Annotated in this window: 4 protein-coding genes; 2 read left to right on the top strand and 2 right to left on the bottom strand. The window is 44.3% G+C overall.

Going from position 1 to position 6951, the window contains the following annotated elements:
* Positions 1-838, top strand: an 838-nt coding sequence (locus JWQ85_RS08090; RefSeq protein WP_299466636.1) for an FAD-binding oxidoreductase, incomplete at its 5' end; no start/stop codon positions are given.
* Between the two features lie 124 nt (positions 839-962).
* Here JWQ85_RS08090 and murF read toward each other — a convergent pair.
* Together murF and recQ are read right to left on the bottom strand one after the other, a co-directional pair.
* Positions 963-2321, bottom strand: coding sequence for a UDP-N-acetylmuramoyl-tripeptide--D-alanyl-D-alanine ligase (gene murF, locus JWQ85_RS08085; protein ID WP_299466633.1), 1359 nt, complete (start codon positions 2319-2321; stop codon positions 963-965).
* Positions 2322-2340: 19 nt separating this feature from the next.
* Complete coding sequence (gene recQ, locus JWQ85_RS08080) at positions 2341-4485, bottom strand: DNA helicase RecQ (protein ID WP_299466630.1); 2145 nt, start codon at positions 4483-4485, stop codon at positions 2341-2343.
* A gap of 99 nt (positions 4486-4584) precedes the next feature.
* On the opposite strand from recQ, the gene JWQ85_RS08075 reads away from it, so the two are divergent.
* The coding region (locus JWQ85_RS08075) for a M14 metallopeptidase family protein (RefSeq protein ID WP_299466627.1) at positions 4585-6951 on the top strand (2367 nt) is incomplete at its 3' end.

The raw sequence follows: 6951 nt of genomic DNA, 5'->3' as shown, positions 1-6951 counted from the left end.
CCTTGGCGATGAACATATTGATTATCATCAGCATGGTGGCTACGAGCTATTTATGCAAGGGGAAGAAGCTAATGCGGAAGAAGCTATTAATAATATAGCACGATTAAATAAATTATTAAACCCGGTTATTGACGGGCATGACATTTATGCAGTTGCAGATGCTAAAATTGCAGGTTTTGGCTTTAGTGGGATTAGCCAAATGATATATAACCCTTTTGAGGGACAGATACATACCGGCAAAATGATGCGGACCTTACTCAATAAGGTTTACCAGAAAGACGTATTGGTTTTGAATGGATGTGAGATAAACTCCATTAATAATGAAGGTGATCATATCCGTTTAACATCCCCGCAGGGAAACTTTAAAGCCGGGAAAGTTATTATGGCAACCAATGCTTTTGCCAGGCAATTGTATCCCGATTTGCAGGTTACCCCGGGAAGGGGGCAAGTGCTGGTTACCAAACCTGTGCCCGGTTTAAAGCTAAAAGGTACTTATCATTTTAACGAGGGGTATTATTATTTCCGGAATATTGATGGCCGGGTACTTTTTGGCGGTGGCCGCAACCTCGATTTTGCTGCCGAAGAAACCCCGGAGTTTGGCCACACCGACCTGGTAAAACAAAAACTGACTGATTATCTGCATAATGTTATCCTGCCCGGGCAGGATGCCGAAATTGATTATTGGTGGAGCGGTATTATGGGCTTTGGTGAAGAGATAAGCCCGATAGTAAAAGAAGTGGAGCCGAACATATTTTGCGCTGTGCGCTGCAATGGCATGGGCGTAGCCATGGGTAGTTTGGTAGGGGAAGAGGTTGCGGAATTGGCGTTAGATATTTAAGGTTCCCCTCTTGAGAGGGGTTAAGGGTGTGTTATTGAAGCGATAATTGCAAGGCGGCGAAACCCACCCTGCCACTACGCGCACGTCCCGGCCGCACTCCCTCCTCGGGAGGGGAACGTGTATTTTAAAACAACTCCACTAACCGTTCCAGCGCCATGCCCCTCGATCCTTTTATAAGGATAGTTGCATTGGTGATCGGATTTGTTTTTAAACCGATGATGGCGTCTTCGGCGGTAAGGTAAAAGGTGGTATTGATAAGGTTGGTGTTCTGCACCTCAGATTGCTGGCTGGAAAAATCCTTACCAATGAAGATCCGTTCATCAACATGCGCGTTCATGGCTTTTTGGATAACCGAGGTATGCTCTATCGCCGATTCTAAACCCATTTCAAACATATCGCCCAGTATCATTACTTTATGTGCCGCCTGTACTTTATCCATATTGTCGATGGCTACGAACATGCTGCTTGGGTTAGCATTATAAAAATCGCAAATGAGCGTATTGGTAGTTGTTTGCATGATCTGGGATCGGTTGTTTTTAGGTTGATACCCCTCAATACCCTGGTTTATCTCGTCATAATCTAACCCGAAAAAGCAGCCGATACATATCGCCGCTAATATATTGTCTAAATTATAAGAACCCGTTAACTGCGATTTTACATTGTATGACGAGCTTTTTCTATCGTTCCACTTCAACGCGAGAAACGTCGAGTTATCCAGCAGCTTACCACTAACCAAATTATCAGGGTTGGCGTTTTTGCCGTAGTAAACTACATTTTTTAAATCCCTTGCCTTTTGCATTTCCAACAGCGTAGCATCATCACTATTAACAAACGCTACCTTACTTTCCGACTCCCCGTCTTCCGGACTTCCGGATTGAAGTAAATAATCGTACAATTCGCCCTTTCCTTTTTTCACCCCCTCAATCCCGCCAAAACCCTCTAAATGGGCTTTGCCTACATTAGTGATAAGGCCATGTGTTGGCTGGGCTATACTGCAAAGCATCTCAATTTCTTTTTGATGATTGGCGCCCATTTCTATCACTGCTATATCGTGCGAGGCATCGATAGTTAAAATAGTTAACGGTACGCCTATATGATTATTCAAGTTCCCCTGTGTGGCCAGCGTTTTAAAACGCTGCGACAAAACAGCGTTGATGAGCTCTTTAGTAGTGGTTTTACCGTTTGTGCCGGTAAGCCCGATAACCGGGATATTTAATTGGCGGCGGTGACGCCTTGCCAGATCTTGTAAGGCGGTCAATACATCATCAACCAACAAAAACTGTTCACCAATGGCATATTCGGGGTTATCAATAATGGCGTATGCGACTCCTGCTTCAACAGCTTTTTGGGCAAAAGTATTAGCATCAAACTTATCGCCCTTTAGTGCAAAAAACAAGCTGCCCGGTGTTATTTTACGCGTATCGGTACTAATAACAGGGTGCTGCAGGAATAGTGGATATAGTTGTTCGGTAGTAGTTTTCATGGTTAATCTGTAATCTAAATTACACTTCTCTATTCATCCAGGCAATAACTGCTTTAATTTCGCCGTAGGTATAAGCATCGCCCAAAATTTCTTTTAATGGTGCTAACATGGCGCTGCCATAACTTTCAACCGCGTCTTTAATAGCAGGGATCTTGCTTTCGTTAACAAAATTATAAACATCCAGTTGGCCGGTTTGTATAAAACGACTTAAATGCCCCTCAATTGTTGTTGGGGATAAACCACGCTCGTGTGCAATCTCCGTAACGTTTTTGCCCTCTTTATAAAGTAAGTAGGTAGCCTTGAAGGTGTCTGATAATTTGCTCTTTTTGGGTTTAGCCGCTTTGCGCTCGCGTTTAACCGATTTTTGGGTTATGCGGGATGTTAATCCCTTCTCTTTACTATAACTATTAATAACCGCTAAAAATTCGCGGCCATATTTAGCCAGTTTCACATCACCAAAGCCGGAGATCAGCCGCAGCTCATCCATTTTTTGTGGCAGGTAGGTAGCTATCTCTAATAACGTAGCATCAGATAATATAATATATGCAGGCAGGTTTTCGCCAATGGCAATTTCCTGGCGTTGTTTGCGCAGGTTGGCCAATAGTTCGGCTTCATAATTCTGAGCTTCTTGTTCATGCTCATCGGTGACTTGTGATGCTATCAGCTCCACTTGCAGATCCCCCCTTAAAACAGCCTCGCTTTTTTGGGTGAGCCTGATCACCGGAAAACCCTCATCCACACTTTGTAAAAAGCCTTGCGAGATCAGTTCGCGCAGGTAGCGCTGCCAATCGGCTTTGCTGATATCGGCACCCGCTCCGTAGGTTTTAAGGGCTTTATGATCAGCCCAGATCTTTTCACTTTTTGAGCCCCGAAGGAAATCGATTAAATAATTTGCACCGAACCGTTCTTTTAACCGCGCTACTGCCGACAGTGCCTTTTGGGCGATGAGTGTTCCGTCGAACTTTACAAATTCGCTCAGGCAAAAATCGCACGAGCCACAATTGTCGGGAAAGGGCTCGTCAAAGTAATGCATTAAATACTGACGACGACAGGCATGCAGCTGGCAAAAGTTCACCATATCATCCAGCTTCTTCAGCATAATGGCGCTTTGTTCCTTATTGTTCTCAACGGTAGCAAAGCTGCGCAGTTTAATAGCGTCACCGGGCGAGTATAAAAGCAGTGCATCAGATGCCAAGCCGTCTCTGCCGGCCCGGCCGGTTTCCTGGTAGTATCCCTCAATATTTTTAGGCAGATCCATGTGTACCACATAGCGAACATTGCTTTTATTGATCCCCATCCCAAAGGCAATGGTGGCTACAATTATCTTTATCTCATCCTTTAAAAATGCTTCCTGGTTGCGGGCTTTAACTTCATGGTTTAAGCCTGCGTGGTAAGCTTCGGCGGCATAACCTTCTTCTTTCAAATCGGCAGCCAGTGCCTCGGTTGATTTACGCGACAGGCAATAAATAATGCCCGAATCATCTTTACGGGCATCCAGGAAATTTAAAAGTTGGTTAAAGCTGTTCTTTTTTGGATTAACGCGATAGGTGATATTTTCGCGGTTAAACGAAGAAATAAACACTGCCGGCTGATGCAGGTTTAGTTTATCCAATATATCTTTTTGGGTGAGCTTATCGGCGGTAGCGGTAAGGGCTATCACCGGCACACCCGGGAATTCGTTTTTTAGTCCGGCCAGCATCAGGTACTCCGGACGGAAATCATGGCCCCATTGCGAGATACAGTGTGCTTCGTCAATCGCGATTTGTACTACATTCAGCGTTTTCAGGAAAGCCATCATGCGGTTATCAGCGCCAAATAAACGTTCGGGGGCTACGTATAATAACCTTATTTCGTTGTTTTTTAGCTGTATAGCAATATCCTTTTGCTCATCCGGGCTTTGGCTGGAGTTTAGGTACGCCGCGGGTATGCCGGTAAGGTTCAGGCTGTCTACCTGATCTTTCATTAACGCGATAAGGGGCGATATAACAATGGTTAAGCCATCCAATAACACGGCAGGTAATTGATAGCACAGCGATTTACCACCGCCGGTAGGCATTAGCACCAGTGTATCCTGCTTGTTTAAAACATTAGCTATAATGGCTTGTTGCGAAAGCCTGAACTGATTGTATCCGAAATATTTTTGAAGGGCTTGTATGGGTGTCATGCGTTGTATGCAAATGTGCGGATTTGAATTAATAGCCTGATGGTGAAACGTCAAAAAAATATCTTTAGATTAGCCTTTACTGATCCAAGCCTTTAATACATGTTAAAAAAACTACTCTTTATATTAATAGCCACGCTTTGCGGAACATCTGTTTTCGCACAGCAAATACAATCACCGGCAGATTTTTTAGGATATAAACTGGGTGATAAATTTACCCCGCATTACCGTGTGGTAGAATATTTTAAATATGTGGCTAAAGCAGCAAAGAACGTCGAGCTGCAGCAATTTGGTACTACAAACGAAGGCAGGCCGCTGATAGCCATGTTCATCGCATCCGAAGATAATATTAAACGGCTGGAAGAAATCCGCCATAATAACCTGCGCCTTGCGGGTATAGAAAGCGGCGCGATAACACCCAATGCACCGGTTATTACCTGGTTAAGCTATAATGTTCACGGTAACGAGCCGGCATCAAGCGAGGCGGCTATGTGGACCTTATTTGATCTGGTTGACCCGGCAAATGCCAAATCAAAAGAGTGGCTTAAGAACAGTGTGGTTGTCATAGACCCCTGTTTAAACCCCGATGGCCGCGATCGCTACACTAATTTCTATAATTCGGTGAGTGGTATGGCGCCTGATGCCAGCCCCACATCGCGCGAGCATATGGAACCATGGCCGGGTGGCCGTGTAAATCATTATTATTTTGATTTGAACCGCGACTGGGCATGGCAGGCACAAAAAGAAACGCAGGCGCGTGTTGCTCTTTTTAACAAATGGCTGCCCGAGGTTCATGTTGATTATCATGAACAGGGCTACAACAACCCTTATTATTTTGCCCCGGCTGCAGAGCCTTATCATAAAGATATTACCCAGTGGCAACGCGATTTTCAGGTGGTTATTGGTAAAAACAACGCCAAATATTTTGACCAAAATGGCTGGATGTATTTTACCAAGCAAGAGTTTGACCTGCTTTATCCATCATACGGCGATACCTATCCTTTATATAATGGATCTATCGGCATGACTTATGAGCAGGGCGGCATAAGCGCGGGCCTGGCCGTTGTTACACGAAGTGGTGATACGCTAACCTTGGCACAGCGCATTTCGCACCATCATACTACCGGGTTAAGTACTATTGAAATAGTATCGGAAAATGCGCAGAAGGTGGTAGATGAGTTTAAAAAGTTTTTTGATAACAGCCGACAAAACCCTCCCGGACAATACAAAACCTATGTTATTAAAAATGATAATAACGAAAAGGTGAACGAACTGGCTAAAATGCTTACCCGTAACGGTATCCAGTATGGGTATGGTTTAGCAAATAAATCGGTAACCGGATATAATTATTTTACCGGTGCTACTGAACAGTATAATGTAGGCGCTAATGATCTTGTTGTAAACGCCTATCAGGCAAAATCGGTTCTGCTGCATGTATTGCTGGAACCCAGAACAATTATTCCAGATTCGTCAACATATGATATTACTGCCTGGGCATTGCCTTATGCCTACGGTTTAAAAGCTTACGGTGTAAAAGAATCATATAAACCGGCTAACAATAGCTGGGGCGTTGTTAAACCCAAGCCGCTTACCAATACCAAAGCTTATGCCTATGTGTCTTCGTGGCAATCGGTGGCCGATGTAAGGTTTTTATCGGCTTTGTTAAAGAAGAAGATAAAAGTGCGTTATTCGGAAACGCCATTTGAAACAGGGGGTAAAAAATTCACCGCGGGTTCGTTATTAATAACCCGTGCCGGGAATGACCGTGCAGATTTTGACCGCGTGGTAACTCAAACAGCTGCCGACATGGAACATGAACTTACGCCACTATCATCAGGTTTTGTAGATAAGGGCTCGGATATAGGTTCGGACGATGTGAGGTTTATCCGCCAGCCGCGCGTAGCGTTAGTTAGTGGCGATGGCATCAATTCGGAAGCGATGGGCGAGGTATGGCACTTTTTTGAACAACAGATAGGATACCCGATCAACCTGATCAGGTATCAGGATATGAACCGGATAAAGCTTGCTGATTTTGATGTGCTGATCATGCCCGACGGAAGATATAATGACCTGTTATCAGATAACCTGCAAAGCTGGGTGCGCGACGGCGGTAAGCTAATAGCGTTGGAAAACGCGGTTGCAGCGCTGGTAGATAAAAAAGGGTTTGATATTAAAAAGAAAGAGATCAAGAAGGATGACAAGGCCGATGCGAAAACAAAGGCGACAATAAAATTTTATGGCGACCGTAATCGTGATGCTATCCGTTCCAGCATTCCGGGTGCTATTTTTAAACTGAATATGGATAACACCCACCCGCTGGCTTTCGGTTTGCCAAATTATTATTACTCGTTAAAACTAAGCGATGATATTTACGACTTGCTTGGCGATGATGACTGGAATGTTGGCACAGTACAAAAGAACAGTTATGTAGCGGGCTTTGCCGGTGCGCAATCCAAACAAAAAATAAAT

Source organism: Mucilaginibacter sp. (assembly GCF_028288105.1).
Taxonomy (GTDB): domain Bacteria; phylum Bacteroidota; class Bacteroidia; order Sphingobacteriales; family Sphingobacteriaceae; genus Mucilaginibacter.
Note: the sequence above shows the minus strand (reverse complement) of the source record. Positions and strands in the feature narration are given on the sequence as shown.

What these genes read in the sequence shown, in the direction of transcription:
- murF (WP_299466633.1), bottom strand. Translation starts at nt 2,321, where the DNA reads ATGAAAACTACTACCGAACAACTATATCCACTATTCCTGCAGCACCCT.
- recQ (WP_299466630.1), bottom strand. Translation starts at nt 4,485, where the DNA reads ATGACACCCATACAAGCCCTTCAAAAATATTTCGGATACAATCAGTTC.